At 65.7% G+C, this 24,067-nt stretch carries 17 protein-coding genes; 5 read left to right on the top strand and 12 right to left on the bottom strand.

Annotation, left to right across the window (positions count from 1 at the left end; translation table 11 throughout):
- Nucleotides 1-42: 42 nt before the first annotated feature.
- The 4 genes from VT50_RS35195 to VT50_RS39190 all read left to right on the top strand — a co-directional run bounded on the left by VT50_RS35195 (nucleotide 43) and on the right by VT50_RS39190 (nucleotide 7,761).
- Nucleotides 43-4,152: a type VII secretion protein EccC gene (locus tag VT50_RS35195; RefSeq protein WP_046089024.1), complete on the top strand. Its 4,110-nt coding sequence runs from the start codon at nucleotides 43-45 to the stop codon at nucleotides 4,150-4,152.
- A gap of 93 nt (nucleotides 4,153-4,245) precedes the next feature.
- Nucleotides 4,246-4,674, top strand: a complete 429-nt coding sequence (locus tag VT50_RS35190) for a type VII secretion target (protein ID WP_046089035.1) — start codon at nucleotides 4,246-4,248, stop codon at nucleotides 4,672-4,674.
- Nucleotides 4,675-4,733: 59 nt separating this feature from the next.
- Nucleotides 4,734-7,046: a hypothetical protein gene (locus tag VT50_RS35185; protein ID WP_053048735.1), complete on the top strand. Its 2,313-nt coding sequence runs from the start codon at nucleotides 4,734-4,736 to the stop codon at nucleotides 7,044-7,046.
- Nucleotides 7,000-7,761, top strand: coding sequence for a hypothetical protein (locus VT50_RS39190; protein ID WP_143645311.1), 762 nt, complete (start codon nucleotides 7,000-7,002; stop codon nucleotides 7,759-7,761). Before VT50_RS35185 ends, VT50_RS39190 begins: the two co-directional genes overlap by 47 nt.
- A 202-nt stretch (nucleotides 7,762-7,963) precedes the next feature.
- On the opposite strand, the gene VT50_RS35180 is transcribed toward VT50_RS39190, so the two are convergent.
- The 3 genes from VT50_RS35180 to eccD form a co-directional block, all read right to left on the bottom strand.
- Complete coding sequence (locus tag VT50_RS35180) at nucleotides 7,964-9,058, bottom strand: S8 family serine peptidase (RefSeq protein WP_240529436.1); 1,095 nt, start codon at nucleotides 9,056-9,058, stop codon at nucleotides 7,964-7,966.
- Nucleotides 9,059-10,757: 1,699 nt separating this feature from the next.
- Nucleotides 10,758-11,231: a hypothetical protein gene (locus tag VT50_RS35175; RefSeq protein ID WP_046089036.1), complete on the bottom strand. Its 474-nt coding sequence runs from the start codon at nucleotides 11,229-11,231 to the stop codon at nucleotides 10,758-10,760.
- 289 nt (nucleotides 11,232-11,520) lie between these two features.
- Complete coding sequence (eccD, locus tag VT50_RS35170; RefSeq protein ID WP_046089027.1) at nucleotides 11,521-13,008, bottom strand: type VII secretion integral membrane protein EccD; 1,488 nt, start codon at nucleotides 13,006-13,008, stop codon at nucleotides 11,521-11,523.
- A 219-nt stretch (nucleotides 13,009-13,227) separates the two neighbouring features.
- Here eccD and VT50_RS35165 point away from each other — a divergent pair, with 219 nt between their 5' ends.
- The gene (locus VT50_RS35165; protein WP_046089028.1) at nucleotides 13,228-17,193 is read left to right on the top strand and encodes a type VII secretion protein EccC; all 3,966 of its coding nucleotides are present in this window, start codon (nucleotides 13,228-13,230) and stop codon (nucleotides 17,191-17,193) included.
- A 103-nt stretch (nucleotides 17,194-17,296) separates the two neighbouring features.
- Here VT50_RS35165 and VT50_RS35160 read toward each other — a convergent pair whose 3' ends face one another.
- The 9 genes from VT50_RS35160 to VT50_RS35120 form a co-directional block, all read right to left on the bottom strand.
- A complete protein-coding gene (locus VT50_RS35160) occupies nucleotides 17,297-17,662 on the bottom strand; it encodes a hypothetical protein (protein WP_053048737.1) in 366 nt (121 codons plus the stop codon).
- Between the two features lie 31 nt (nucleotides 17,663-17,693).
- Entirely contained in the window at nucleotides 17,694-18,431 is a 738-nt protein-coding gene (locus VT50_RS35155; RefSeq protein ID WP_046089029.1) for a hypothetical protein, read from the bottom strand.
- Between the two features lie 34 nt (nucleotides 18,432-18,465).
- Entirely contained in the window at nucleotides 18,466-18,765 is a 300-nt protein-coding gene (locus tag VT50_RS35150; RefSeq protein ID WP_046089030.1) for a hypothetical protein, read from the bottom strand.
- A 37-nt stretch (nucleotides 18,766-18,802) separates the two neighbouring features.
- Complete coding sequence (locus tag VT50_RS35145) at nucleotides 18,803-19,558, bottom strand: YbaB/EbfC family nucleoid-associated protein (RefSeq protein ID WP_046089031.1); 756 nt, start codon at nucleotides 19,556-19,558, stop codon at nucleotides 18,803-18,805.
- Between the two features lie 262 nt (nucleotides 19,559-19,820).
- On the bottom strand, nucleotides 19,821-21,104 hold the full coding sequence (mycP, locus tag VT50_RS35140) for a type VII secretion-associated serine protease mycosin (RefSeq protein ID WP_240529435.1): 1,284 nt from the start codon (nucleotides 21,102-21,104) through the stop codon (nucleotides 19,821-19,823).
- Nucleotides 21,105-21,126: 22 nt separating this feature from the next.
- Nucleotides 21,127-22,692: a WXG100 family type VII secretion target gene (locus VT50_RS35135; protein ID WP_046089032.1), complete on the bottom strand. Its 1,566-nt coding sequence runs from the start codon at nucleotides 22,690-22,692 to the stop codon at nucleotides 21,127-21,129.
- 22 nt (nucleotides 22,693-22,714) lie between these two features.
- Complete coding sequence (locus VT50_RS35130; protein ID WP_046089033.1) at nucleotides 22,715-23,197, bottom strand: hypothetical protein; 483 nt, start codon at nucleotides 23,195-23,197, stop codon at nucleotides 22,715-22,717.
- 116 nt (nucleotides 23,198-23,313) lie between these two features.
- The gene (locus VT50_RS35125) at nucleotides 23,314-23,595 is read right to left on the bottom strand and encodes a WXG100 family type VII secretion target (protein ID WP_046090312.1); all 282 of its coding nucleotides are present in this window, start codon (nucleotides 23,593-23,595) and stop codon (nucleotides 23,314-23,316) included.
- A 41-nt stretch (nucleotides 23,596-23,636) separates the two neighbouring features.
- Nucleotides 23,637-23,975 (bottom strand): WXG100 family type VII secretion target, encoded by a 339-nt coding sequence (locus VT50_RS35120; protein ID WP_046090313.1) that lies wholly within the window; start codon nucleotides 23,973-23,975, stop codon nucleotides 23,637-23,639.
- Nucleotides 23,976-24,067: the final 92 nt, after the last annotated feature.

Below are 24,067 nucleotides of genomic sequence, written 5' to 3'. Positions count from 1 at the left end.
GCTCCTTGCACGGGAGACCACAGAAGGGGGATTGGCCACCCGGTGAGCCAGATTCTCGTCAAGCGTCCACCCCGGGCGCTGCCGCCGACCGTGCCCACGGACGAAGTCGAGCTCAGCTCTCCGCCCGAACTGCCGCGCGGAGAGCAGCAAGGACTGTTGACGCAGTTGGTGCCCGTGCTCGGCATGGGCGGATCGATGGTCTACTTCTTCAACTCGGGCGCGGGTCCGTTCATGCGCGTCATGGGCTGGCTGATGCTGGCATCGGCCCTCGCGACCGTCGCCGCCCAGATCGCGCGTTTCCGGCGCGGGACGGAGGGCCGGGCCGGGAGCGTACGCCGCGACTACCTGAGGTACCTCGCGCAACTGCGCCGCGGTGTCCGCCGTACGGCGCGCACCCAACTCGATGTGCTGCTCTATCTGCACCCCGCGCCCGACCAGCTCTGGGCGGTGGCCGCGGAGGGCAGCCGGATATGGGAACGCCGGGTCGGCGACGAGGACTTCGGGCAGGCCCGTATCGGTATCGGTCCCCAGCAGCTGTCGACGCCCCTGGTGGCCCCGACCACGGCGCTGATCGAGGAGCTGGAACCCCTCGCAGCGGGCGCGATGCAGCGGTTCCTGATGGTGTACGGCGCGGTGGACGGACTACCGGTCGCGGTCTCGTTGCGCCGCTTCTACCACTTCACGGTGTCCGGGGACCCGGCCACGGCCCAGGGCACCACCCGCGCGCTGGTGTGCCAACTGGTCACCCTTCACTCCCCGGAGGACCTGGCCGTGGCGGTCCTGGCCGACGGGCGGGAAGCGGTCGCACGCTGGGAATGGACCAAGTGGCTGCCGCACACCCAGGTCCCCGGGGCGCTGGACGGGGCGGGCACCCGGCGGCTGTTCTGCCAGGACGCGCTCGAGCTGGAGGAGCTTCTGGCGGCGCATGGTTCGGGCGGCCGGGGCAGCCCGCTGTCCGAGCGCCCCCGATTCGCCCCGGACGGTCCGCCCGTCCTGGACGCGCCTCACCTTCTCGTCGTGCTGGACGGGGGCATCGTCCCGCCGGACTCCCTGCTGGCGAGTGCGGACGGCATCCAGGGCGTCACCGTCGCGGAAGTGGTGCCGGGGGAACTGGACGAACCGCGCGGCAGCCTGTCGCTCGACGTACGCCCCGGAAAACTGTTCCTGGAGTCCGCCGCCGGACTGGTCTACGAGGGCGAGCCGGACGTGCTCCCCCTGGAGGCGGCCGAGGCCCTGGCCCGCCAGCTCGCACCACTCCGCGTCGGCGCCGGGGGCAACGACGAACCCCTCCTGGACGAGCTCGACTTCACCGATCTGCTGGACCTCGGCGACGCATCGGCGGTGGACGTGGCCCGGACCTGGCGGCCCCGGACGACGAGCGAACGCCTTCGGGTCCCCATCGGGGTCGGCGAGGACGGTGAACCAGTGATGCTGGACCTGAAGGAGGCGGCGCAGGGCGGTATGGGCCCGCACGGCCTGTGCGTGGGCGCGACCGGCTCCGGAAAGTCCGAGCTGCTGCGCACACTGGTCCTGGCTCTCGCCGTCACCCACTCCTCCGCACATCTCAACTTCGTCCTGGCGGACTTCAAGGGCGGTGCGACGTTCACCGGCATGGCCGATCTGCCGCATGTCTCGGCGGTCATCACCAACCTCGCGGACGACCTGACGCTCGTGGACCGTATGGAGGCCTCGATCCGGGGCGAATTGCAGCGCCGCCAGGAGGTGCTGCGTGCCTCGGGCAACTACGCCAACGTCCATGACTACGAACGGGCGCGGGTCGCGGGGGCGCCTCTGGAGCCTGTCCCCTCGCTTGTGCTGATCATCGATGAGTTCAGTGAACTGCTCAGCGCCAAACCGGACTTCATCGAGATGTTCATTCAGATCGGCCGCATCGGCCGGTCGCTCGGTGTCCATCTGCTGCTGGCCACCCAGCGGCTGGAGGAGGGGCGACTGCGCGGCCTCGACACCTATCTGTCGTACCGACTCGGCCTGCGCACCTTCTCCGCCACCGAGTCCCGGGCGGTGCTGGGCGTGCCGGACGCTCACCACTTGCCATCGCTGCCCGGTTCCGGCTATCTGAAGTTCGGTGCGGACGAGATGGTGCGTTTCAAGGCCGCATACGTCTCGGGTCCATACCGCACCGCCGGGGCGCTGGCGGACGACGGGGCGGGCGGCTCACGGCGAATGGACCGTCGGCCGACGCTGTTCACGGCCGCCCCGGTGCCGGTCTCCTACGCCGCGCCCGCACCCGCCGCCATTACGGCTCACCCGAGCGACGCGCTGTCGGACACGGTCCTGGACGTCATCGTCCGGCGTCTCGAGGGTCAGGGGCCGGCCGCGCACGAGGTGTGGCCTCCGCCCCTGGACACCTCCCCCGCACTCGACGAACTGCTGCCCTCGCTGGCGGTCTCGCAGGCGCGTGGTCTGCATGCGCCGGACTATGCGGGGTCGGGCGGGCTGGTGGTCCCGGTCGGGCTGGTCGACAAGCCCTTCGAGCAGCGGCGTGAGATCCTCTACCGCGACTTCTCGGACGCCGCTGGCCATCTGCTGGTGGTGGGCGGCCCACAGTCCGGTAAATCCACCCTGCTGCGTACGCTCATCGCGTCCTTCGCCCTGACCCACACCCCGCATGAGGTGCAGTTCTACTGCCTGGACTTCGGCGGCGGGGGCCTCAGGGGGATCTCGGAGCTGCCGCATGTCGGCGGAGTGGCGTCGCGTCTCGACCCGGACCGGGTGCGCCGTACGGTCGCCGAGGCCACCGGAGTGCTGAGCCACCGCGAGGAGTTCTTCCGTACGCACGGCGTCGACTCCATCGCCGGCTACCGCAAGCGGCGGGCAGCCGGTGAGCTCCCTGACGAAGTCTGGGGGGACGTCTTCTTGGTCATTGACGGCTGGGGCACCTTCAAGCAGGAGTACGAGCAGTTCGAGGGGGTCGTCATGGACCTCGCGACGCGGGGACTGGGCTACGGCGTCCATGTGGTCTTGTCGGCCACGCGGTACATGGAGATAAGGGCAGCGCTGAAGGACCAGTTCATGAACCGTCTGGAACTGCGTCTCGGTGATCCCCTGGACTCCGACTTCGACCGTAAGGTGGCAGCCAATGTCCCGGTCGGCGCACCGGGTCGCGGCCAGGTCCCCGAGCGGCTGCACTTCTTGGCCGCGCAACCGCGGATGGAAGGCACCCTGTGGACGGAGGCGGACGGGCAGATGGGCGATCCGTCATTGACGGAGCTGGCCACGACCGGCACGAACGCGTCGTCGGCGTCGACAGGACCGGCCTCGACTGGACCGACCGCAACTGCAACCGCAACCGCAACCCCTGAATCGACAGCCACCCTGGTTCGCGCCGTCAACACCCACTGGACCGGCCCCCGGGCCCCCGAGGTCCGCGTCCTCCCCCGCGAACTCCCCTCCGAGCGCCTTCCCGCAAGCTTTGAGAACCCGCACCTCGGTCTGCCGATCGGCATCGCCGAGGACCGAATGGAGCCTGTCTTCATCGACTTCGATTCCGATCCGTTCTTCGTGGTCTTCGGCGAGAGTGAATCGGGCAAGACCTCTCTGCTCCGCCTGCTTGCCCAGCAGATCAGCCAGCGCTACACGCCCGATGAGGCACGGATCATCGTCGGCGACTACCGCCGCACGCTTCTGGAGGCCGTACCGGACTCCCACCTCCTGGAGTACGCCCCCGCCGCCCCGGCGCTCGAAATGCACATGGACGCCCTGAGCACCCTCATGGAACACCGAGCCCCCGGCCCGGAGGTCACTCCGCGACAACTGCGCGAGCACAGTTGGTGGAGCGGCCCGCAGTTCTTCGTCATCGTCGACGACTACGAACTCGTCGCCACGAGCGCCGGAAACCCCCTCGACTTCCTGACGCGGGGGCTGCCCTACGCCCGCGACGTCGGGGTCCGCCTGATCATCGCTCGCAACACGGCCGGCGCCTCACGCTCCTCGTACGAGCCCTTCATGCAGCGCATCAAGGAACTCGGCGCCCAGGGCGTCATCCTCTCGGGCGACCCAGCCGAAGGCGACCTCCTCGGCAACACCCGCCCCCGCCGCCTCCCCCAGGGGCGCGGCACCCTGGTCACCCGCAAGGGTGGCCGCCGGCTAGTTCAACTGGGCTGGCTGCCCGGCGAGTTAGGCAGCAGATAGCCGTCTCAGCCATGCACTCCGCGCCACGACACGATATCTTTAAGACGTATTGGCCTTCCCATAAACGAAGTTGACATGACATCAGGGGGAATCGTGTCGTTCGACGAGCAATGGGCAAGTTTTCGTACACAAGCGGCAGAGCGCCAGGCGACCCGCATGCAGATCAACGCATTCCATGACGGCGGCGCCACAGCGCCGAAAGAGAAGCTCAAGGTCACACCGAAGGTTCTCCGCGAAATGGCTGACAAGACTGACGACACGCGCCGGAGCTTCGCGGAAGCCGACAACCAGGCCATGAAGGAGACCGGTCAGGTCAAGGACGGCCTCAAAGGATTCGACTGCGCCGCCGCTTTCGACACGTTCGAGGAGCGGTGGCGGGACCAAATGCGCTACGTACATGGGCTACTCGAACACGGCGTCGCGGGCTCCCTGCGGAATGCTGCCGCAGAATTTCAGATCGGCAACAAGAAAACCGCCGACAAGTTCAGAGACATCGATGGGAACAAACGCGTGGCCAGGTAGCAGGAGCCCGAGGCAATACATCCCATCCACCAGAACATCCATGGAGGGCGATAAGAACGATGGTCTCCTACCACGATCTCCTCAAGGTGAACCTCCAACCGCTCTCCGACGCAGTCGACAAGTGGCGCAACCTACCGGAGCACTTCACGCAGGTCAGTACTCACTTCGCCAAGAAGGTCACGTCCCCCATCACCAACTCGGACTGGGAGGGCAAAGCAGCCGAGGCAGCCGCCGACAAGATCAAAGCGGTAGCGAAGCAGATGGAACAGGCTGCCCTCGAGGCCAAGGACATACACGGCCTTCTCAGCGATGCCCACACCAAGTTCAGGGATGCCAAGAAGAAGCTCAAGGGTTACAGGGACGACATCGAAGCGGATAAGAACCTGGCTATCGACGATCAGGGCCACGTGTCGTACAGCCCAACAAACCTTGACGACATTTCAGAGCGGGCCGAGACCCTTCAAGCCAAGCGATACTCCGAAACGGTATCCAGCTACAACGACCGAATCCTACAAGTGCTGTCGGACGCGACCGCGGCCGACGAGGTCCTACATTGGGCCCTCGCCCAAGACTTCAACGGCCGAGGCAAGGGGTTCACGGGCGACGGCTTTAACAGCATCAAGGGCGCCGAAAAGGGACGCGATCAGGCTTACAAAGACCTCAAGACGGTCATCGAACGGGCAGAGTGGAAGGGTGAACTCTCCACAGCCGACCTCCAGAAGGTCAACTCGATCCTCTCGAAACATGAGGGAGACCCACTCTTCTCGGAGAAGTTCGCCATCCAACTAGGAGCGAAGGGCACACTGCAGTTCTGGGAACACGCCGCCGACACAACCCAGACGGGCGACGACCGGACAAAGACACTCGCAAAGCTGCAGAAGTCCCTGGGATTCACTCTTGCCACAGCTTCCCACTCCGACAGCAAGGCCATCGAGCAATGGAAACGAGACGTCATCAATCTCGGCCCCCAACGGTTGGACAACACCCATTCCGGCGGCCCGGTTGTTAAGGGCCCTTACGGCTTCCAGGTCATGAGCAGCCTGCTGCGGTACGGGGAGTATGACAAGGATTTCCTGTACGACTACGGCAAGGGCTACAAGGATCCGAACAGCCACAACAAGGACGGTCGCACCGGAGGTTTGATCGAGTTCGACCGTAAGCACAAGGATGACCTCAAGGGTCTGTGGAGCCCCGACAGGTATGCGCCATACCTCAGTTTCGGTAAGGGAAGTGACCAAGGCATGGACCCCATGGCGGGGTACATGGAGGCACTGGGGCACAATCCGGAGGCGGCCCAATCGCTGTTCTATCGGAAGGGCTATGAAGAAGACCCATTGGCTACGCCGGACCCCGATCTGAAGTATCTCTTACAGGACCGGAGCTGGCCCAACGGGAATCCCCTCGCTGCCAGTGATCGCGGCTACGGCTACGACGAGTTGGGCCACGCCTTGGAAGCAGCCACCTTGGGACATCCGTACGACCAACCTGAGTTGGGTCTGCACAGGACTTCGGAAAGCGCCAACGTAATGGCCCAGACAGTCGTCATGGTTGCCGAAAATTCGGGGCTGGCCGAAGATAAACCAGGGCTCAGCGACAGTCTGGCCAGAATGGGCGCGGGCTATATGGACAACCTGGACTGGGCAACTGCGAACTACGGCGACAAGAATTCTGGTAGCGGGATTCGGGACGCCGCCTTCGGCGCAATCGGTGAAGGCGATATCTTCATTACACACCAGCGAGCCAACGATTTCCTTTCAGCAGTTGGCCGAGACGATGACAGCTATAAGATTCTCTCAGTCGCACAACAAGAGTTCACAAACAGTGCCGTTAAGGCACATCCTCAGGCAGATGATTCCCTTATCGCCATCTTTGTAACCGGCGCCGAAACTCAGGGAATCCTCGCTGAGGCGCGAGCCGACGCCATCACGTCAAACGCCGAAGACACCAAGGCTGAGCAGGCCAGAAAGCTATCTGAAGCCGCTGAATGGAAGAAGTACGGCGTGAGTCAGGGAATCGGCAGCGCCACAAGTCTCATCACCATGCCCCTTGAGACCGCAAGGTACGCCCCCTTTGCCACACCATTCATCGACGGCGCGGCCGGCGCGATGGAAACACACAAGGGCATCCAAATCGACAGAGAGACGGAGCGTCGCCAAGAAGCAATTGACATCAAGATCGACAGAGACGCGAGCGACCTCAAGAAAGAATTCATCGAGAAGAGTCAACACCGATCAGTGATGGCGTTTGATTCATATGTTGCAGTTAATCCAGAAATTGACAACTCGCCATGGTATGCCAGAGTCGAGGAGGCCATAAAGAACGGTTATGACCGCGGCGCGGGCAACAGCAGGCTCACCGACAGTGGAAAATAACAGGAAGTCGAAGGTGATTATGCGTAGCCCACTTCTGGGTGGAGTGCCCTCAGGTGCCGTTACATCGCTCGCTTGTCTGCTTGCTTTTACGGCCACTGCTTGCGATGGGAATGATAGCGATTCAAAACGACGGGACGAAGAGCAATCTAAGAGTCCCTATCTCACTCGGCTCAGCGAGAAGACCTGTCTGGGCATATTCGACGGGAAAACCGTGGCTGAAGCAAAGCGGGATCACGACCTGAAGAAGGTGGTTGTGCCCCGAGACGGGGAGGACTTCGCCATCAAAATCAGCTTGGGGATGAACAAGGAGATGACCAGCTTCAAACCAGAGGCAGGTTCGCCATGCGGCATTCTTGACGATTCAGGCAGGAAAAAATTGCTCAGGATTACGGTAAACTGGGGACCTAACTCCTTCCCGTCGGCGGACAAGAAGACCGGCGAGTCGACGTCTTACAGCGCACGCAATACCGGCGACAGAAAGATCGCCGAACTATTGGTGGACTGCCAACGTCCCGACTTGGCCGAGAAAACCAAGGATAAGAAGATGCTCGCATTCCAGGTCACGCTCTTCGACAACGTGGGTTTTTCCAATCGCGCCGACATCAGCATCCTAACTGAATCCGCAAAGAGGTTCACTGACCTGGAGGGCCGCTTGTCATGCAAAAACAAGGTGGCCTATCCGGCTCCGGATAAGGTAACTCTCAAAACTCGCTGAGATAGCCAGAACCATTGCAACGGCGGCAATAAGAGTTGCACACAGCATCGTGCTGCTCGCTGGACGAGCAGATCCCGCCAGCGGCATCTCCGGAGCACCGAAAGCGAGACTCACCTTAGGGACTCGGAAGCGCGTGGCATGCGTCGTCCCCACTTCCGGGAATGTTTCAGATCTCGAATGCCACCCCCAGTCGTCGCCGCAGCTACACCCGCCTCCGATGGCGGGCGAGCGCATAGCCCCCACCGCCGAGGGCCAGAGCTACGGCCGCACCAACTCCAATGTAGATGAGCATGTTGCCATTGCTATTGTCATCCTCTGCCGATGAACCGGGTTTGTCAGCCTGAGCGTTCGGGGCGGCCGAGGCGGTGTCGGACTTCGAAGAGGAAGACGGAGATGCGGAGGACTCCTTCCCCGGCTGGTACTTGGGGAACAGCGGATTGACGTCCGCTGCCCCCGGGTTTCCCTTGCCGTCGAGTAGGACCTGGGCAGGTCGAATGATGCCGTAGCCGATGTATTCGCTCGGGACCTTGCCCTTGGGCTTGCTCGTCGTTTGCATCATCACGCGCAGAACCTGGTTGGCCGTCCATTTCGGGTGGGCGGACCAGATGAGGGCGGCTGACGCCGAGGCGATGGCAGTGGAATAACTGGTACCCGACTGCTCACACCATCCTCCCCCATCCTGACAATGCCCAGGAATACCCTCACCAGGGGCAGAGAGAGCCACTTGTGGACCATAAGTCGAAAACTTCGAAACCGTTCCGCTCTGATTTACAGCAGCTACTGCTACAGCCCCAGTAAGGCTAGATGGATAGCCTGCAACATTGGAAGACTTACCATCATTTCCCACGCCCGCAAATATAATGGCACCGCTTGAATTTATCTCGTCCAAGCCATCCTGAAGGCGCTTTCTCGCATCATCGCTCAGTGAACTCGTAATGGTCTCCGAGAGGTTGATGACGCGCGCACCCTGCTTCACGGCATAGCGCATCGCCTTGAGATAGGCCGGCGTTGCGTCGCCGATCCCGAGATGCCCCGAACTGGTCTTCACTGGAAGCACCTTCGCACCAGGCGCCAGCCCTTGGATCCCACCGGAACGCCCTGTCCCCGCGATAACAGCCGCCATGTCCGTACCGTGGCCACTGGTATCGACGTTCGCCCCTTTCGGTTCGTGTGAAAAGTTCTTGCCCTCCAGAACTTGACCACGCAACTCAGGGAGCGTGTCATCAACCCCTGTGTCCAGCACGGCAACGATGACACCTTTGCCTGTGCTTGTTCGCCACATCTGGTCGGCCGCCATCGCATCGAGGTACCACTGGCGCGAACGTATATCTTGGCCGATCGCTGGGGACGTGAAACTTCCCATGCATGTGATGAGTGCCGCAAGTAGCGCCAACCCACGCACTGAGCGCCTCTTGTTTCCACTGGACAAGACTGACATCCCTGCGAAATCTCCTGAGACTTCAAGTGCCGACTATTCAATGACGGGAGGCAATGCGTCCTGGCGCCCTAGCTCCCAGACTCCTTGATCAACGACCGCACGTCCTTGCCTACTCTCGGGCCCGGAACCGCGACGGCTGGTGCCAGAAGGCTCTGAGCCGGCAGGCTCTTGCCCTTCGGCCTGACCTGACCGAATGAGCCCGGTACCCCCACGAGTGAAGGCGGCGCCTCTTCCGGAGGATGCCCGAGGATCCGCGCTCGACCCCCCTGACTCGGAGGCGATCCTGCGTCCACTTGCCGCGTTTGAGCCGCCAGAAGGTGCCGCCCCTGAGACGGGCCCACGAGTACGAGATCCGTACTCCTCGCCAATGGCAACACCCCGCTGACGCGTGCCGGTGACACCGGTGTTTGGCGTGCGCGGGCCACTGACCGGTCCTCCTGGCTCCGAGGCCAGCCGACGCCCTGAAGCCACGCCTTCGGTCCCTGGCACACCGCTTGTCCGCGCCATGGGCTGGCCGACCCCTCCGGGGCCGCGGGACATGTGACCGCTCTCCTCCCCCACCACCATTGCACGCGGGAGGCGAGGGGAAGAGCTGAGGCGCCGCTGCTGTCCTCCCACAACATCGTTCTCGACCGGCCTTCGCGGCGCGAGGCGACGCGGAGGCTCGCCTCCAGGTCCTGTGACGCGTTCGGTCACGGGGAGGCGAGGCATGCTCTTCCCCGTCACGGGTGTGGTGGGTCGAGGGGACGCTGTGGACGGTCCCATCGGGGGTGTTGGCATCACGACGGGGCCTGGTTGCCTGGGCTGGTCCGTAGGCGGCGTCAAGATACGATGTGGCGTCTTGACCTCTGGATCGGGGAGGGTGGCAGTCGAGTCGATGCGAGTGCCCGTCCCTTGGTGATGACTCGGCTCCGAATCCACCTGCTGTAATGCCGCTGGAATCTCGGCTTCCGTTTGCGGCGAGTGACTCACGCCTGTTGCCGAATGAGGTGCCGTACCTGTCGCAGTGCCGGAGTCGTATCTCCGTCCGGCATCTCGGACTTGGCCATCGTTGAGGGGCAGCATTTTGAACTGCGGCTCCCGCTCCGCCGCCATCGTCTCCTGCGCCGCCCGATAGGCCGAGGAGAGGCGCTCCATCTGGTGCCTGGCCTCTTCCGTCTCGCGCCGCTCTGCGTCCTGCGCCGCGGGGTCCTCGTGGGCTGCCCTGGGGCCCGGGCCCCTGGACTCGGGCATGGCCGACTTGGTCTCGGAGAGGGCCTGGCCGGCCTGGGCCACGTGTTGGCCGACCGTGGAGGTGAACTGCCCGAAGCGCATGACTTCCAGGGCGAAGTCGTGGGCCCACTCGCGGAAGGCGGAGCCGCCTTCGCCGGTCCAATCCACGCGGGACACATGACGGCGCAAGTCCGAGCCGATGTCGAGGATCTTCGGGCCCGCGTCGCCCAGGGCGGTCCCTGCCGCGGATAATTTGTCGGGGTCCGCGTTGGCCAGCATGGCGCGCAGGTTCTCCACCGACAGACCGTCGAACTCCCCGTTCCCCACGTCTCCCCCTACTTGTAGTTTACTTGAAGTTCGAATCGGCGGTGCCGGACTCGCCCGTACGGGGCTCGTCGCCCCGGTTGTCCGCGTTCTGGCCGTAGTACTTGGCCGTACGGTCCTGGATGGCGCGGAGGCGGGCGGCCTGTTCGGCGTCGATGCTCTCGTAGCCGCGGTCCGAGATCTGGACGGCCATGCCCAGGGCTTCGAGCTGGTCGCCCAGCGTCTTGGAGAACCTTTCCAGGCGGTCGTGCAGCTTCTCGTAGGCACCCGCGAGGTCCGCGGCGGCGGAGAATTCCGCGCCGAAGGCGGTGTGTGCGACCGTTTGGTCGCTGATCTTGCTCTTTGCTGCCGGAGACTCTTCGAGATCGAGGAGGATCTTGTCGATCCTGCTCTTGAAGCCCGCCAGCGTCTCGGCCTCGACCTTGAGATCCGACCCGCCCCCGCGCGCCCCGCTCGCACTGGCGTCGTTCGCCGGGACCCGGCTCCGCTCGCTCATCGGATTCCCCCCTACGGCGTACATGATGACGGTCGGCACCAGCTTAGTGGCGGAGGGTGCACGGCCCAACTTCATTGCCGGGAAGGTGACCTTGGCGATTCCAGGGCATAGCTCAGGCATCGGACGTATGGGAAAGGCACTCCGCCCGTCGTTCGGATCCGGGCGGCTCATGGGTCATTCCCATGGGTGAAGTTCAGCGCGAAGGGCGCCCCGGTCACGGGGTACGTGACCGGGGCGCCCTCGGCCGTGGCAGGTGGCCGTCGGCCACTGCTTCACCGTTCGTGGAGCGTCACTTGCTGACCAGACCGCGTGCCTTCGCGTACACGTCCAGGACGGCGAGCACGAGCGGTGTGATCGACAGCAGCATCGCACCCTCGACCAGGTCGCCGAAGCGGCCCCAGAAAGGCGTCACGCTCTTCTTCGGGACGATCAGAGCGATCGCGATGAGGATCAGTGCGCCGAAGGCGACGGAGGCGGTGAGCCAGACGGTACGGATGTTCAGCGGGCCGCTGTCGCCGCTGAGCAGGTCGATGACGGCGCTCGTCGGCGGGTTGAGGGCGAGCCCCAGGATGAGGAGGGCGAGGGAGGTGACGCCGGACGCCAGGACACAGCCGACCTGCCAGGTGTACCGGAACAGACGGGCGCGCAGCAGCATCGCCAGCCCGGCGGCCAGGGCGAGCAGTTGGGCCCACGTGCCATCGGAGAAGCCGAGCACCGCCGAGGAACCCACGACGACCGCCGCACAGCCGCCCACCAGGCCGAGGAGAAGCTCGTGGCCACGCTTGACCTGGGCCGCGATCCGCTCGCCGTCGACCGGCCGCGCCACGGCGGACACGGGATTGTCCAGCTCGATGCCGCCGGAAGCGCCGTAGTCGTTGCGGGAGGCGTCGCGAGGCGCGACGTATCCGATGGGCAGCCGGGCGGCGCGCGCGGAGAGGCCGGGGAGGAACGCGATGGCGGCGATGGCGACCGCCGCGCAGACGGCCGCGGTGCCCGCCGCGCCGGTGTCAGTCACGATCTGGCAGAAGGTGGCCAGCGTGCCGAAGGCCGAGAGGACGACGGCGGCGACGAAAGGAGCGTCACCGGACGGCATGGCGGCGACCAGCGCGACCGACACGATCAGGACGGCGACACAGCCGAGCAGGAACTGGAGCCGCCCGATGCCCTCGCCCGCGTCCAGTGCCAGGACCCCGGATCCACCGATCATCACGTGCGGGAGTGCCGCGAGGCCGAGGGCAATGGCTGAGGCCCGGTCGTCGTAGACCCGTGCCCGTACGCCGGCGAAGACCGCGAGCAGCAGACCTACGCCACCGGCGATGACGCCGGGCAGCCCGTGCATGTCGTGCTTGACCGGGTCGGCGAACCACAGGACGAATCCCATGAAGATCAAGAGCAGCGCGCCGCCGAAGAGCCCGCAGGCCCGCAGGTAGCGGGCGTTCCACAGGGCGTGGTCACCGGCCACCGTCGAGGAGATCGCGTCGGAGACGTCATCGCGCACGACGGGCGGGAGGGACTGTGCGAAGGGGCGCATGGACAGCACGTCCCCGTCCAGCACGCGCTGCGCCGCGAGGGAGCGGGAGCCGTCCAGGACGGTGCCGTCGCGACGCACGAAGTGGTAGCCGACCGGCGTTCCCGTGGGCTGGGTCTGGCCGGTCAGCCTGAGTATCTCCGGATACAGGTCCGCCAGGGCTATGTCGTCGGGGAGGGCGACGTCGATGCGGCTGTCGGGTGCGACGACCGTCACTCGGCAGAAACCGGTCGATGTGGTCGAACTCACCTGCGGGGCCCTCTCAGTTAGCGTCTCTCCGCGTCTTCCGTCCGGACGCGTGCATGTCTGGCAGTGTGCGAGAGGTCACCCTACCGGGCGCCAATTGTCTTCCCGACACGTAGGATCGGTTCGTTGCCGGGTAGGTGCCGCAATGACGCGCGGCAAGCGTGCGTGCGGACCTCGGCAGGTCCTCAATTGTTCAGTCCGCATCGGGGGATAGACAGGCCGATGAGCCAGATCATCGTGAAACGTCCACCTCGGGAGACTCCTCCCGAGATGCCCGCGGATGAACTCCGACTCGAATCCCCTCCCGAGTTGCCTCGCGGCGAGCGGGAAGGCATGGCGATGCAATTGCTGCCCATGCTCGGCATGGGCTCGTCGGTGGTCTTCTTCTTCATGCCGAATTCGGCACCGTTCATGAAGATCATGGGCGTGATGATGCTGCTGTCGACCGTATCGATGGTCATCGCACAGGCGATCCGGTATCGCAAGGGCGCGCAGGGCGAGGCGGTGGAGGGCCGCCGCGACTATCTCAAGTACCTCGCCAAGACCCGGCGGAGGGTGCAGCGCACGGCGCGCGCACAGCGCGATGCGCAGTTCTTTCTCCACCCTTCCCCCGAGCAGTTGTGGTCGCTGGTGGCGGAGGGCAGCCGGCTGTGGGAGCGGCGGATCACCGACCTCGACTTCGTGCAGGTGCGGATCGGGCTCGGGCCGCAGGAGCTGTGGACGCCACTGGTGGCGCCGGAAACCGCTCCGGTGGAGGAGCTGGAGCCGCTGTCGGCGGGCGCCATGCAGCAGTTCGTGGCGGTTCATGGGTCGCTGGACGGCATGCCGATGGCCGTCAGCCTGAGGGCCTTCTACCACATGACGGTCTCCGGCGAGCCGGGGACGACCCTGGAGACGAGCCGGGCACTGGTGGCAAGCCTTGCGGCGCTGCACTCGCCCGAGGACCTGGTGATCGCGGTGGTGGCCGCGGCGGGTGCCACGGAGGAGTGGGACTGGGTCAAGTGGCTGCCGCACACCCAGGTGCCGGGGTCGGTGGACGGGGCCGGAACGAAGCGGCTGTTCAGCGACAATCTGGCCGAGGTCGAGGATCTGCTGAAGAGCCGTCTGGAGGGCCGTTCGCGGTTCAACCGGGATGGGCAGCCGCTGTTGGACGCGCCACATGTGGTGGTGATCCTGGACGGCGGTCTGGTGCCGCCCGACTCGCTTCTGGCCGCCCAGGAGGGGTTGCAGGGCGTGACGGTGCTGGAGGTCATCCGTGGCGGCCTGGACGAGCTGCGCGGCGGCCTGTCGCTGATCGTACGGCCGGGTCTGCTCCGGGTGGAGTCCGCCTCGGCCGTGTACGAGGGCGTTCCGGACGCCCTGTCGCTGGCCGGCGCCGAGGCGCTGGCGCGGCAGCTCGCCCCGCTGCGGGTCTCGGCGGGCGGCGGGGACGACGAACCGCTGCTGACCAACCTGGAGTTCACCGACCTGCTCAACCTCGGAGACGCGGCGTCCATCGACCCGGTGGTCACCTGGCGGCCCCGCTCGACGGCGGAACGGCTGCGCGTTCCGATCGGGGTCGGGGAGAGCGGCGCCCCGGTCATGCTCGACCTGAAGGAGGCGGCCCAGGAGGGCATGGGCCCGCACGGCCTGTGCGTGGGCGCGACCGGTTCAGGAAAGTCGGAGCTGCTGCGGACGCTGGTGCTGGGCCTGGCGGTTACGCACTCCTCCGAGACGCTCAACTTCGTCCTCGCCGACTTCAAGGGCGGCGCGACCTTCTCGGGCATGGCGGAGCTGCCGCACGTCGCCGCGGTGATCACCAACCTCGCGGACGATCTGACACTGGTCGACCGGATGCGCGACTCGATCACCGGTGAGCTTCAGCGCCGTCAGGAACTGCTGCGCTCCGCGGGCAACTACGCCAACATCCACGACTACGAGAAGGCGCGCGCCGCGGGCACTCCGCTGGAGCCGCTGGCCTCCCTGGTCCTGGTCATCGACGAGTTCAGCGAGCTGCTGACGGCCAAGCCCGACTTCATCGAGATGTTCATCCAGATCGGCCGCATCGGCCGGTCGCTCGGGGTCCATCTGCTGCTGGCCTCCCAGCGCCTCGAAGAGGGCCGGCTGCGGGGTCTGGACACCTACCTGTCGTACCGCATCGGTCTGCGGACGTTCTCCGCCGCCGAGTCCCGTACGGCGCTCGGCGTTCCGGACGCCTATCACCTGCCGTCGGTGCCCGGCTCGGGGTATCTGAAGTTCGGCACGGAGGAGATGGTCCGCTTCAAGGCGGCGTATGTGTCCGGGCCCTACCGTTCGTCCGCGTCGACCGTCGTGGGCAGTGGTCCGATCCCGACCGACCGCCGTCCGGTGCTGTTCAGTGCCGCGCCGGTGCCGGTCCGCTTCTCGGAGCCGGACCCCGCCTTCACGTACACGACGGACCGCGACCGGGTGGACGACGCGCTCGCGGACACGGTGCTGGACGTCATCGTGAACAACCTCGAGGGACGCGGTCCGTCGGCGCACCAGGTGTGGCTTCCGCCGCTCACCGAGGCGTCGTCCCTGGACCAGCTGATGCCCCAGCTCACCGTCTCGCCGGAGCGCGGTCTGCATGCCGGCGGCTATGCCCGCAGCGGTGGTCTGTGCGTACCGGTCGGCATGGTGGACAAGCCGTTCGAGCAGCGGCGGGAGATCTTCTACCGGGACTTCTCCGGCGCACAGGGCCATATGCTGATCGTCGGGGGTCCGCGGTCCGGTAAGTCGACCGCCCTGCGCACCCTGCTGGGATCCTTCGCGCTCACCCACACCCCGCACGAGGTCCAGTTCTACGGTCTGGACTTCGGCGGTGGCGCCATGATCGCGGTCGAGGGGCTGCCGCACATCGGCGGGGTCGCCTCGCGTCTGGACCCGGAGAAGATCCGCCGCACGATCGCCGAGGTGACCGGCGTGCTGAACCGGCGCGAGGAGTTCTTCCGGGACAACAACATCGACTCCATCGGTACCTACCGTCAGCTTCGTGCCTCCGGGCAGCTGCCGGGAGAGCCATGGGGCGACATCTTCTTGGTGATCGACGGCTGGCAGTCGTTCAAGACGGATTACGAGATGCTGGAGCCGATCGTCGCCGACATCGCCACCCGTGGTCTGGGACTCGGGGTGCACCTCATCGTCACGGTCACGCGCTATATGGAAATGCGAGCGGCGCTCAAGGATCAGTTCCTCTCCCGGCTCGAGCTGCGGCTCGGTGACCCGATGGACTCCGAGCTCGACCGTAAGGTCGCCGCGAATGTGCCCGTGGGTGCCCCAGGCCGCGGACTCACTCCAGAGAAGCTGCACTTCCTGGGTGGTCTGCCGCGCATCGACGGTACGTCGGGCAATGCCGACGACCTGGCCGAGGCGACTGCCACGTTCGTCAGGGCGTCGGTGGACAACTGGCCCGGCCCGCACGCGCCGCAGGTGAGGATGTTGCCGCGGACGCTGTCGGTGCGGGAGATCCCGTCCGGCCATGAGCAGCCGGAGCGGGGCATCGCGATCGGCATCGACGAGATGAACCTCGAGCCGGTCTTCATCGACTTCGACAGCGACCCCTTCTTCGCCGTCTACGGCGAGTCGGAGTCCGGGAAGACGGCTCTGCTGCGTCTGCTCATCAAGCAGATCACCGAGCGCTACGCCCCCGAGGAGGGGCTGTTCGTGGTCGGCGACTACCGGCGCAGTCTGCTGGAGGTCGTGCCACAGCCCCATCTGGTCGGCTACGGCACGACGCAGAACGCCTTCGAGAAGTACATCGCCGACATGAACACCCTCATCAGCCAGCGCATCCCGGGGACGGATGTCACCCCGCAGCAGCTGCGCAACCGGAGTTGGTGGTCGGGACCGCGGGCCTTCATCGTGGTGGACGACTACGACCTGGTCGCCACCTCGTCCGGCAACCCGATGTCCGAGCTGGTGGACAACCTGCCGTACGCGCGGGACGCCGGCGTCAACATCATCGTGGCGCGGACGACGGCCGGCGCGGGGCGCTCGTCGTACGAGCCGTTCATGCAGCGGTTCAAGGAGCTGGGCGCACAGGGCGTCGTGCTGTCGGGTTCACCGGGTGAAGGCGAGCTGCTGGGCCAGGTCAAGGCGCGCCCGTTGCCACCGGGCCGGGGCGTCTTCGTCTCGCGGCGCGGCGGAGCGTCACTGGTCCAGACGGCGTGGGTGCCGTCGATGGAGTGAGGCGGGGGGCTTACGCCCCGGCCTGGAGCCGGGCAGGGCCCGTACGGACCGGGCTGCCCCGGCCGTACGGGCCCTGCCCGCTCAGCGAGCCCTGCGCCAGCCCTCACAGCTCCCGGACAAGCCGGGCGGCCACCTTGAGCGGGAGCGAAGGGTACTGGCGCCTGACCTCGCGGAGGGCGTGCGCCGGCCCCTTCGTCTCCCGGACCCGCAGTACGGCCGCACGGTCCACGGAGCCGCGAAACTCCTCGAACGACGCGAAGTTCTCCGCGTACCAGGTCTGCTCCTGCCGCGTCTTATGCCGCATCGCCAGCAACTCGGCGGCCGGCGGGCAGAGGACCACAAGCGCACAGAGGAGGCAGATCACCGGGATCGGGGGGAGACCGATGGCCCAGTCGGTGAGCAACGGGAGCATCAGCGACACAAGTGATGCCGCCCCGGCGGCCCAGAGGGCGGCGCGCGGTCCGTACACAGGCTCTCCTCACATCGTCATGTCGGGCGCGTCAGGCCGTGCCCACCGGCCAGTGGCCCTTCGGAAACCCGCTGTTGTCGTTGGCGTTGCTCTGCAGGTCGGCCATGGCCTTGGCCTGGTCGCCCAGCACGGCCAGCAGAGCGCTCACGGCGGTGGTGATGACGATCCAGCCCGCCACGCCCTCGCCCATGGCGGCGATCGCGGCCGGGATGGCGCCGACGACGGTCGCGCTCGCGGCGATCGCAGCGGCCATGGCGGGAATGAACTGGATCAAGAAAGCGGCGATCGCTCCGTAGAACGCCACTCCGGCAATACCGGCGGTGATCAGGATATCCCCGATCGAATTCGCGTTGGTCCCCACCTGGGCCGCCGCGCCGGACTGGGGGAAGACGGCGTTGGTGTAGGAGTCGGCGCCATCGCCCTTCCACTGCTTGGGAGCCTCGAGGTTGAATTTCTGGGTGCTGGACGAGGCGGTGGTCGCATCGCCGTGGATACCCTTCCCCTTCCAACTGACGGCATCGATGAACAAGATGACCGGGGCGGCGACGCCCTCAAGGAAATGGGCGATCTTTTTGAGGATCCACTTCACGAACTCGATGAGCTTGTTCGCCGCGGCGACTACGGCTTTCGCGACAGCGTTGGGAACGTACCAGTGATCCACCGCCCCATTGGTCTTGTTACCGAACGTAACAAGATCCTTTGCGAGCTTTTCGAGTTTGTCCTCTATTTTCTCGATGAGCGTTTCGAACTGCGTCTGACTGAATGCCATCGCCGTCTCCGTTTCCCCGGTGCACCACCGATTGCTAGTAGGCGTCTTCCACGGACTTCGTGGTTTCCACTTCGTGGTCGTCGTACGCCTTCGCGTTCTTGACCAGCGCGTCAGCGATTTCCGACATCCGCTTCTGCCCTTCGGAGCACCGATCCGCAAGATGGTCGATGGCATCCTCGTAGGCACCGAAGAACATCTGGTACATGCCCAACTCAAGCCGCTCGCGCCGCAGCCCGCTTATGTTGGTCCCGACACCGCCGATCGCTTTCGCCTGTTCATCCCACGTTCTGGCGTCAGCGCGTATCGCGTCGGTGATGACCTTGAGCTTGCTCATGGCCCTCCCTTCTCCTCCGTATCAGTTCTTCTCCGTATCAGTCCGCGAAGCGCTGTGGGTTCTTGAGGATGGCCAGAAACTCGTTCATCAGACCGCCCACATGCAGGTTCGCGACGCCGGCCGCACCGGGGCTCTCGACACTGCCGACCTTTTCGCGCGCGTGGTTCAAGGCCTCGTTCAGTGCCTGATTCAGTCGGACGACTGACTGTCCGGCAGCCCACTGGGGGTCCACTTCGCAGGAGACCAAGGCGTGTGCGGTGAGGGTGACAGTGACCCGGCGCGCGGCGGATTCGCCCTTGACCTGCGGCGGGAGGAACGAATCCGTGTCCAGTCGGTCGACGGCGTCGAATGCCGTGAGGGCGTCCTCGATCGATTCGTCAATGGGCCGGTAGAGAACGTGGCGCACGTCGTGGTCGGAGATTTCGGGGACCGGACGGGACGGTGTCGTCGGCGCGGACGAGGCGGGACCGTCGTCCAGTTGACCGGCCCGCTCCTCCCAGCCGGACTGCTCGAGCGACCGTGACCAGCGCTCCATGCGGTCGCTCATGGCGGATTCGAACGCCTCGACCACGGCGGCGCCGAGGTCCTGAGCAGGACGTCGGCGCTGCCAGTCGGACGCGAGTTTGATCGACTCCGGAAGCCCGTCCGCACCCAGGATCACGGAGACCGCCCCCTGCGCGTCCGTTCCTTCGGAACTCCTGGGCACTTGGTCGTGCATGTCCGACATCAGGTGTTGCAGATTCTCCGCATACTGCTGGATCTGTTGCATCTCGCGGATGAAGTCCTCGCTCACGCTTCCCCCTTACTGGCCAATCGCGGAGCCATCGCGCTTTTGTGAACAAATGACCAGAAGCGCAGTTGTGTTGCCTATCCTTTGCTTCGCACGCTAGCACGGCCGTCCAGTTGGCGTGCCTCCCGTAACGGCGGTTGCCGCTGGTGAACCACTTCCGTGGCGAATTCGGAACACCATCAGTACATCCGGAACGGGATGCTTTCTTTGTGGATTCCATGGCCGGGGTTCATGGGGGGGGAAGCGCGGTTCCCGGGGACGCTCGTCATCGGTGCGACGTCACCCGGCGGCGGACGACAAACAGCGCGAGACAGGCGACGGCGACGATGCCGGCGGCACCCAGAATCCACGGGAGGGCCCCACTGCCGTCATCGCCGCCGCCGCTCTCCGCAGCGGTGTCGCTCGCCGGAGAGCCGTCCTTGGCACCGCCGCCTTCAGACGGGGACGGGCTCTGCGACGAGGAGGGGGACGACGGGCCGCCGGCCTGCGCGGGCACCAGGGGGTTGGTGTCGGCCGGGCCCGGCTTGCCCCGGTTCTCGAGGACGTTATAACGGGGACGGATCGTGCCGTAGCCGATGTAGCGGCTGGGAATCTTGCCCTCGGTGGGCTTTCCGGCGGTGTCCATCATGACGCGGAGCACCTGGTTGCCGTTCCATGTGGGGTGCTTGGCCCAGATGAGCGCGGCGGCGCCGGAGGCGATCGCCGTGGCCTGGCTGGTACCCCAACTGCGGCAGTATCCCGGCTCTCCGTTGGTGCAGCGGATCGGGATGTCCTGCCCGGGGGCGGCTAGCGCCACATCGGGCCCGGAAGTCGAGAACTTGGTCCGGCTCAGGCTCTGATCCACGGCTGCCACTCCGGCCACTCCGTCAATGGCCGCGGGATAGGAGACGTAGTTCCCCGATTCCCCGTCGTTCCCGGTACTGGCCAACAGCAGCTTGCCGCGTTTGATCGCGTATTCCACCGCCTGCCGAAGCTGGCTGCTCGCACCGCCTTTGACCATGTAATCCTGGAAGCCCAGCGACATGTTGATGATCTGCGCATCGCTGTCGGCCGCATAGCGGATGGCCTTGGCGAGGGCCGGGACGCTATTGGTTCCGGATTCCTTCGTGGACCCGAAGACGGTGATCGGAAGAATGCGCGCATCCGGCGAAACGCCCTTGACGCCCTGACCATCGCGGCCACTTCCCGCGATGAGCATCGCCATGGCCGTTCCATGGCCGTCCGGATCCTTACGGGCGTCCTTGCCCGACTCCTTGAAGTTCTTGCCCTTGAGGACCTTGCCCCGCAGTTCCGGAGCGGACGCGTCAACCCCGCCGTCGAGGACCGCGACGGTGATGCCCTTGCCGGTGCTGACCTTCCACATGCTCTCCGCCTGCATGCGGTCCAGATACCACTGGCGTTCCCGCATGGTGTCCGCCGAGGCGGCGGGGGCGGTCAGCCCCATGATGGCGAGCAAGGACGCGACCAGCGAGATGATCGCTGTCGTCCGGCTCCGGGCCCGGTTGAGCGTTGTTTCCATATCGCCTGTTCGTCCTGTGCTCGCCATCATCCGCGGACTATGCGGAAGGGTTTTACCCAATCACGGGAGGGACCGTACCGCGCCGACCCTCGTTCGAGGTCTCGTCGTTCTCGGCCAGTTGGTCGGGCGCGTCCCGGCCTTCCTCGCGCTGCCTCGTCCGGCCCTCACCGCGTCCCGATGCCGCCGTTCCCGGCGCCCGTCCTTCGGCCTGCCCCCGGACCAGTCCGCTCCCACCGGGGGTGAACTCGCCGCCGGTCCGCAGCTCGCTCGCGCGACGCGACGCACCCTCGGCCCGGGCCGCCGCGGGAGCTCCCCGGTTCGGACCGCCGCCGATGACACCTCCGGGCCGCCCGGCCGCGGGGAGGCCAGGACCCGCACCAGGACCCGCACGGCCCACGGGCCCGGCCGGCTCCCTGCCGATGACCGTCCCCCGGCTCTGCCGGGTGCCCTGGTTGGTGCCCGCCTGGTGGTTTTGGATACCGCCGACGATGCTCCTGTCGGCGCGCATCGGGTTGGTGGATCGACCGTTGATCTGCTCGGTCGGCCCGTTCGGCAGCCTGGGAGCGGCCAGGGGCCCCTTGGTGCCGCCCGTCCCCACCGTGGGATTGACCTTGCCCACCGTGGGATTGACCTTGGCCACAGAGGGGTTGACCTTGCCCACGGTGGGGCCGATCTTGCCCACACCGGTTGTGGGCCCGACCGTCGGTGGAGGTGACGCGGGCAGGCCCACGGGCCCGGGCCGGTCGGTGACCGGAGAGACCGGAGGCCCACCGTCGGTCGGAAGCTGCGGCGCCGTGGTGATGGGCGGCGACGGCTTCACCGTGTCGATGTTGGTGTGCGTGGCGTCCGGAACCGTGACATGCCCCGGGTTCTCCGGAACCGACGGAGGGGTGACATGCCCCGGTGAGACATGCGCAGGTGAGACGTGCGCAGGCGAACCCGGGCTCACCGTGGACGGATCGACCGTCGGATGCGTCGTCCCGACAGAAGCGGGCGCCGTGTGGGCGTTGCCCCCGGAGACACTGGGCGAGCCGTAGCTCTCCTGCCCGCCCCCATCCTGGGTCTTCGGCAGAGCAGAGGCCGGCAGCGGCTTGAAGACCGGCTCCTCCTGCTGGGTGCCCGCGATGGTCTCCTGCGACATCCGGTAGTAGGAAGCCAGCTTGTACATCTGCGGAAGGGCCTCGTCGCGGGCCTTGTCCAGACCTTCCAGGCGCTTCTTTTCCTTTTCCTGGTCGGCGTAGCACATCTGCGAGCCCGCCGGGCGATCCGGCATCGACTTCTTGACCTCGCTCAGCGCCTGGCCCGCGGTCTCCATGGCGGTGCCGACGGAGCCGGCGAAGCTCGCGAGCTTCAGGGCCTGGTTGGCGAAGTCGTCGCCCCAGTTCCGGAACGCGTCGCCGCCCTCACCCTTCCACGTGACCCGCCCGACACGCTTCTTGAGTTCGTCACCGATCTTCTCGATCTCGGACTGCGCCTTCGTCAGGGCATTGCCGCGACGAATGATCTCCTGCTCATCGGTACCTTCGACCATGGCGAGCATGTCCTCGAACGACGCATGCTCAAAACTGGTGATGTTGTAGCACATCTTGAGCGGCGGCAGCTTGTCTGATTCGCCCATGTCCACATCCCCCGTTCACCCGTCACATGCCGTCGTGGCCGCTGCTCTTGCCGCCGCCCGTCTTGGGAGCGTCCGGCTTGCCGTGGCCCTTCGGTTCGTGCTGTTTCCGATACTGCTCGTAGTAGCTCTTGGTGCGCTCCTGAATGGCCTTCAGGCGCTGCCCGTGCTCGTGGTCCACCGTCTGGTAGTCACTGTCGGCGGCGCCCACCGTGATGCCCATCGCCTCCAATTGCTCGCCCAGGGTCTGGGAGAGCAGCTGCAGCCGTCCGTGCACCAGCTCGTACGCGCTCGCCAACGACAGCGCTTCGGGAAAGTTCTGCCCGTAGGCGGCGGTGGTCACCTTCTGTTGGGATATTTTGCCGTGCGCAGCGTCCGACTTATCGAGATCGGTCAGAAGCCTGTCAACACGCTTCTTGAATTCCTGTAGGGACTCGGTGGGAGCGTCGAGGTCCGCCGAAGAAGGGGACTTAGCGGAGCCACCCCCGTCCGGCGCCAACTCAGCCATGAAGCACCTCCTTCAATACCTGGATGGCAGCGCTTGTGGGTGCGGGGACACTCGGCTCGGGCCGAGTGTCCCCGCACCCACGAAACGACCGCAGGCTGTGCGCGCTGTGTCTCTCTCTACGATGCGAACCGCTGGCCCTGACGATGGTCATTGGCCCTGTAGCCCTCCGTAGCCTCCAGCAGCTTCCTCGAGATGGTGAGGAGGGTGGTGTGCAGGTGGTCGACACGCTGGTTCCACTCGTGCTGACGCTCGTTGAACGCGCGCTGTGCCTCACCGGTCCACGACTCGGACACACCCTTGATCTGCCTCATGATGGTGTCGAGGTCGGTCTTGAGCGTGTTGGCCTCGTTCTTGACCATGTTCGAGGCTTCGACAACGCCTTCGTACGTAATCTCCATTGAGCTCTAACTCCTGATGCGAGGCGGACAGATCACGAGGATCAAGAGGCGTGGAAGGAACCGAGGATGCCGCTCTCCCCGCCTCCCACGCTGTTGATGTTCTTGAGCTGGTCGAGCTCTTCCTGGTCGAAACCGTCCCGGCTCGCCTTCACCAGTTCGCGGGTGAAGCTCAGCAACTGGTTCACCCGGCGGACGTCACTGTTGACCTCCGACTGGAGGTTGTTGTACGCGCCCGCCGCGATGCCCTTCCAGTGGCCCTCGACGTGGTCGATCACGTTGTTGAGCTTCCCGATGCGCTCGGTCAGCTGACCTTCCATCCAGTCGATGGCGCTCTCGAGGGTCTTGAAATCATGACCTTCTACGCGGAGCTTCTCCGCCATGGCACACCTTCCCCCATGAATCGGATGCGGTGGAACGGCCGGTGCTCTGTGACCGTCCCGTGCGCATCGGACCAAAGCTGTCAAGGATCACT

The sequence above is a fragment of the Streptomyces antioxidans genome (assembly GCF_000968685.2).
Classification (GTDB): Bacteria; Actinomycetota; Actinomycetes; order Streptomycetales; family Streptomycetaceae; genus Streptomyces; species Streptomyces antioxidans.
The sequence above is the reverse complement of the archived record's forward strand: the minus strand, read 5'-3'. Positions and strand labels throughout refer to the sequence as shown.

Bases quoted from the DNA above. Each gene is read 5' to 3' on its own strand.
- VT50_RS35150 (WP_046089030.1), bottom strand. From the start codon at position 18,765: ATGAGCAAGCTCAAGGTCATCACCGACGCGATACGCGCTGACGCCAGA.
- VT50_RS35175 (WP_046089036.1), bottom strand. From the start codon at position 11,231: ATGAGCGAGCGGAGCCGGGTCCCGGCGAACGACGCCAGTGCGAGCGGG.
- VT50_RS35130 (WP_046089033.1), bottom strand. From the start codon at position 23,197: ATGGCTGAGTTGGCGCCGGACGGGGGTGGCTCCGCTAAGTCCCCTTCT.
- VT50_RS35155 (WP_046089029.1), bottom strand. From the start codon at position 18,431: ATGGCATTCAGTCAGACGCAGTTCGAAACGCTCATCGAGAAAATAGAG.
- VT50_RS39190 (WP_143645311.1), top strand. From the start codon at position 7,000: ATGACCGCGGCGCGGGCAACAGCAGGCTCACCGACAGTGGAAAATAAC.
- VT50_RS35120 (WP_046090313.1), bottom strand. From the start codon at position 23,975: ATGGCGGAGAAGCTCCGCGTAGAAGGTCATGATTTCAAGACCCTCGAG.
- VT50_RS35135 (WP_046089032.1), bottom strand. From the start codon at position 22,692: ATGGGCGAATCAGACAAGCTGCCGCCGCTCAAGATGTGCTACAACATC.
- mycP (WP_240529435.1), bottom strand. From the start codon at position 21,104: ATGATGGCGAGCACAGGACGAACAGGCGATATGGAAACAACGCTCAAC.
- VT50_RS35180 (WP_240529436.1), bottom strand. From the start codon at position 9,058: ATGGCGGCCGACCAGATGTGGCGAACAAGCACAGGCAAAGGTGTCATC.
- VT50_RS35125 (WP_046090312.1), bottom strand. From the start codon at position 23,595: ATGGAGATTACGTACGAAGGCGTTGTCGAAGCCTCGAACATGGTCAAG.
- VT50_RS35165 (WP_046089028.1), top strand. From the start codon at position 13,228: ATGAGCCAGATCATCGTGAAACGTCCACCTCGGGAGACTCCTCCCGAG.
- VT50_RS35185 (WP_053048735.1), top strand. From the start codon at position 4,734: ATGGTCTCCTACCACGATCTCCTCAAGGTGAACCTCCAACCGCTCTCC.